Genomic DNA, 4,221 nt, shown 5'->3' with positions numbered 1-4,221 from the left:
GGGGCGGCGGGATTCCGGGGCGGTGCTCGACTCCCTCATCGAGGGGCACATCGACTTCGCCCTCGACGACCGTCCCCTCATCACCCTGCACGACCGTGAGCTGGACCGCCTCCGCGACAGCGACCGCAAGCTGGTGCGCCAGCTCCAGCGGCAGTACGTCGAACTGTGGGTCGAGGTGCTCCGCGAGGTCTACCCCGCCCTCGCCGAGCCCGCCGCCCGCTCCGCCGTCCACTCCGTCTTCGGCCTCCTGAACTCCACCCCCCACCTCGGCCGCCCGGGCTCCCTGCCGGGCCGCGCGGCCACGGCGGAACTCCTCCACCGGATGGCGCGGGGGGCCTTCGCGGCGGCGGCAGGGGAGTGAGGGGCCGTCCCGGCCCGGCTTCCGGTCATGCGGGGTGCGCGGCGTGACGAGCGTTACGCCCCTTCCTCTCTGGACGGCTGTTCGTACTCGCCGGTACGGTTGCTCTGAGCAAGCGCTTAGCCAACCGGAGTCGGGGTGTCGGCCCCGGACGACGACGGCTTGCAGCCATGTGGGTGAGAGCGGCGCCGGTTCGGGCGCAGAAAGGGGTCGGCCGTGCGCCGTACGGTGTTCAACGAGGATCACGAGGCGTTCCGGGAGACCCTGCGTGCCTTCATCGAGGCCGAGGTCGTCCCCGTCTACGACGAGTGGCTGGCCGCGGGCCAGGCGCCGCGCGACTTCTACTACAAGCTCGCCGAGCTGGGCGTCTTCGGCATCCGCGTGGACGAGGAGTACGGCGGCGCCGGCATCGACTCGTACAAGTTCGAGGCCGTCCTCTACGAGGAGACCGCCCGCGCCGGCATCACCTTCGGCGGCTCCGGCGTGCACGTGCTGCTCGGTCTGCCGTACATCAAGATGCTCGCCAACGACGAGCAGAAGAAGCGGTACCTGCCCAAGTTCGTCTCCGGCGAGGAGATGTGGGCGATCGCGATGACCGAGCCGGGCACCGGCTCCGACCTCGCGGGCATGCGCACCACCGCCAAGCTCAGCGAGGACGGCACGCACTACGTCCTCAACGGCGCCAAGACCTTCATCACCGGCGGTGTGCACGCCGACCGCATGATCGTGTGCGCCCGCACGGCCGCCCCGACCAAGGAGGACCGCCGCCACGGCATCTCCCTGTTCGTCGTGGACACCAAGGCCGAGGGCTACTCGGTCGGCCGCAAGCTCGACAAGCTCGGCCTGAAGACCTCCGACACCGCCGAGCTGGCCTTCGTCGACGTCAAGGTCCCCGTCGAGGACCTCCTCGGCGAGGAGCACAAGGGCTTCTACTACCTCGGCCACAACCTCGCCTCCGAGCGCTGGGGCATCGCCTACGGCGCCTACGCGCAGGCCAAGGCCGCGATCCGGTTCGCCAAGCAGTACGTGCAGGAGCGCGTCGTCTTCGGCCAGCCCGTCGCCGCCTTCCAGAACACCAAGTTCGAGCTGGCCGCCTGCCAGGCCGAGGTGGACGCCGCCGAGGCCGTCGTCGACCGCGCCACGGAGGCCCTCGACGCCGGTGAGCTGACCCCGGCCGAGGCCGCCAGCGCCAAGCTGTTCACCACCGAGGTCGCGCACCGCGTCATCGACCGCTGCCTCCAGCTGCACGGCGGCTACGGCTTCATGAACGAGTACCCGATCGCCCGCCTGTACGCGGACAACCGCGTCAACCGCATCTACGGCGGCACCAGCGAGATCATGAAGTCGATCATCGCCAAGGACATGGGTCTGTAAGGTCCGGGCCACTACCGTCCACTACAACTGACCCCATGAGTCAGGCACCACTTGTGGATCTCCTCGATCTCCTCGACCTGGAGCAGATCGAGGAGAACATCTTCCGTGGCCGGTCCAGGCCCGCCATCGTCCCGCGCGTCTTCGGCGGGCAGGTCGCGGCGCAGGCGCTCGTCGCCGCGGGGCGGACGGTCCCCGAGGACCGGCTGCCCCACTCCCTCCACGCGTACTTCCTGCGCATCGGCGACCCCGGCGCGCCCATCGTGTACACGGTCGACCGGATGAACGACGGCCGTTCCTTCACCGCGCGCCGCGTCGTCGCCGTCCAGCACGGGCAGCCGATCTTCGCGCTGTCGGCGTCGTTCCAGCGGTGGGAGGAGGGCATGGAGCACCAGGCCCCGATGCCGTCCGCGCCCGACCCGGAGAGCCTGCCCACCGCCGAGGAACTGCTCCCGACGTACGGCCTCGACCCGGCCGTCGTCCGGAAGGCGCTGGAGGCGCGGGCCGCCGTCGACCTGCGCTACGTCGACGATCCGCCCTACGGCCGCTACGGCGAGCCCCGCGAACCCCGTTCGCAGGTGTGGTTCCGCGCCAACGGCAAGCTCGACGACGACCCCCTGCTGCACGTCGTGCTCGCGACGTACGTCTCCGACATGACGCTGCTCGACTCGATCCTGCTCGCGCACGGGCGCGGCGGCTGGGCCGTCGGCGACGTCGTCGGGGCGTCGCTGGACCACGCGATGTGGTTCCACCGGCCGTTCCGCGCCGACGAGTGGCTGCTGTACGACCAGGAGTCGCCGTCCGCGTCCGGCGGGCGCGGCCTCGGCCAGGGCCGCATCTACACCCGCGACGGCCGGCTCGCGATCTCCGTGATCCAGGAGGGCGTCGTCCGCGTCCCGCGACCGAAGACCTGAGACCGCCGCCGGCAGGGCCTGGCCGACCGGAGGCGCCCTGAGGCCGCCGCCGGCGGGGCGAACGTTGCCTGCCGCGGCGCTAGCTCTCAGCCAGCCCCGCCTGTTCCAGCAGGTACGCCGTCATCGGGTCGTAGTAGCGCGGGCTGATCACGTGGTCGTCGAGGGGGACCGCGACCTGGAGGGTGCCCTCGGCCTCGCCCAGGAAGAGGGCGGGGTCGTTGGAGTCCGCGTAGCCGACGGAGTCGATGCCGAGCTGGGCCGCGCAGCCCGCCCAGCCGTGGTCGGCGACCACCAGGTCGGGCAGCGGCCGGCCCGCGCCCTCCAGACCGCGCAGGATCGCCCGCATCGGCTCGGGCGAGTGGGTGTGCCAGAGCGTGGCCCCGTGCTCCAGGACGGCCACGTTCGCGAACTGCATCACGTACCCCTCGTCCGTCTGGAGCCCGTCCGGGATCACGACGATCTCGCAGCCCGCCGCGCGCAGCGCCCGCGCCGTCTCGTGGTGCACATGCAGCAGACCGCCGGGGTGACCGGTGGCGAACAGGACGCGCTGCCCGCCCTCCGCCGCCTTGCGCAGCCGGGCCGCCATGCGCTCCAGCGCGTCGACCGTCAGATCCGGGTCGATGGTGTCCTGGCCGTAGCGGTACCCGGGGTCGTCGTTCACACCGACGCGCTCGGCCATCACGGCCAGGACGTCCTGCTCGTCGCTCCAGCGGTCGCCGAGCTCCAGCCCGAGCCAGTAGTGGCGGTTGCCGTTGGCCAGTTCGCGGTAGTGGGAGAGGTTGTTCTCGCGCGGCGTGGCGACGTCGCCCGCGATACGCGTCCGTACGAGGTGTTCGACGAGCTCGGCGCGGCTGGGGGTCCCGGGTATCGGCATGCGTCCATTGTGAGGCAGACAACTGCGTCAGTCGCGGGCGTACCGTCCGCTGCGACCTGCGTCACTCTCCGTCGGCCGGAGGTTCGCCCCGCCGGTTCACTCCTGGCGCAGCGCGAACCACAACTCCATGCGTACGTCCGGGTCGTCCAGGTCCGCCCCCAGCAACGCGGCGCAGCGGCCCACCCGTTGGCGGACCGTGTTGCGGTGCACGGCCAGCGCGACGGCCGTACGGTCCCAACTGCCGTGCAGCGACAGCCAGGTCCGCAGGGTCTCCACGAGCGCCGCGGAGCCGGCGAGCGGCGCCAGCAGGGTGCGCGCGTGGGCCGTGGCGTCCTCCTCCGGCACGAGATCGGCGAGCGCGGTACGGGATCCGTGCCGCACAAGTGCCGTCCGGGTGGCCCGCGCCCGGGCCAGCGCACGGGCGGCCTGCGCGTCCGCGGACGGCCACGCCTGCGGGCCCGCGGGCGCGCTCACCCCGCACGTCCAGCCCGGCTGGGCGGTGACCTCGCGGTCGGCGGGGACCAGGACGCGTACGACGTCGCCGTGCGTGTCCACCAGCGCGGAGCCGAGGGCCGCGCCGAGCGCGCCGGCCATGAGGGGGTCGGGTGAGGACGCGTCGTCGGTGGGGCGGGCGTGCACGACCAGCCACGCCTCGGCCCCGCAGGACGTCGAGCCCCTGCTGGCCGGGGCCGAGGCGTGGCTGG

The 4,221-nt window shown here is 72.4% G+C and carries 5 protein-coding genes; 3 read left to right on the top strand and 2 right to left on the bottom strand.

Going from position 1 to position 4,221, the window contains the following annotated elements; all coding sequences use genetic code 11:
* From AOK15_RS12070 to tesB, 3 genes are all read left to right on the top strand, one after another.
* A partial coding sequence (locus AOK15_RS12070; protein WP_478078807.1) for a TetR-type transcription factor C-terminal domain-containing protein occupies positions 1–361 on the top strand: 361 nt, incomplete at its 5' end.
* Between the two features lie 213 nt (positions 362–574).
* Positions 575–1,732, top strand: coding sequence for an acyl-CoA dehydrogenase family protein (locus AOK15_RS12065; protein WP_055515753.1), 1,158 nt, complete (start codon positions 575–577; stop codon positions 1,730–1,732).
* Positions 1,733–1,767: 35 nt separating this feature from the next.
* Positions 1,768–2,643 carry an acyl-CoA thioesterase II gene (gene tesB, locus AOK15_RS12060; protein WP_055515752.1) on the top strand — a complete coding sequence of 292 codons (876 nt, stop codon included), beginning with the start codon at positions 1,768–1,770 and terminating at the stop codon, positions 2,641–2,643.
* A gap of 79 nt (positions 2,644–2,722) precedes the next feature.
* Here the strand turns inward: tesB and AOK15_RS12055 are convergent, their stop codons facing one another.
* Together AOK15_RS12055 and AOK15_RS12050 are read right to left on the bottom strand one after the other, a co-directional pair.
* Positions 2,723–3,517, bottom strand: a complete 795-nt coding sequence (locus AOK15_RS12055; protein ID WP_055515751.1) for a phosphatase — start codon at positions 3,515–3,517, stop codon at positions 2,723–2,725.
* Between the two features lie 96 nt (positions 3,518–3,613).
* Positions 3,614–4,221: PucR family transcriptional regulator (locus tag AOK15_RS12050; protein WP_167738813.1), on the bottom strand; the 608-nt coding region annotated here is incomplete at its 5' end.

The sequence above is a fragment of the Streptomyces ossamyceticus genome (genome assembly GCF_001418475.1).
GTDB classification, from domain to species: domain Bacteria; phylum Actinomycetota; class Actinomycetes; order Streptomycetales; family Streptomycetaceae; genus Streptomyces; species Streptomyces ossamyceticus.
This window is presented reverse-complemented; position numbering and strand designations above follow the sequence as displayed.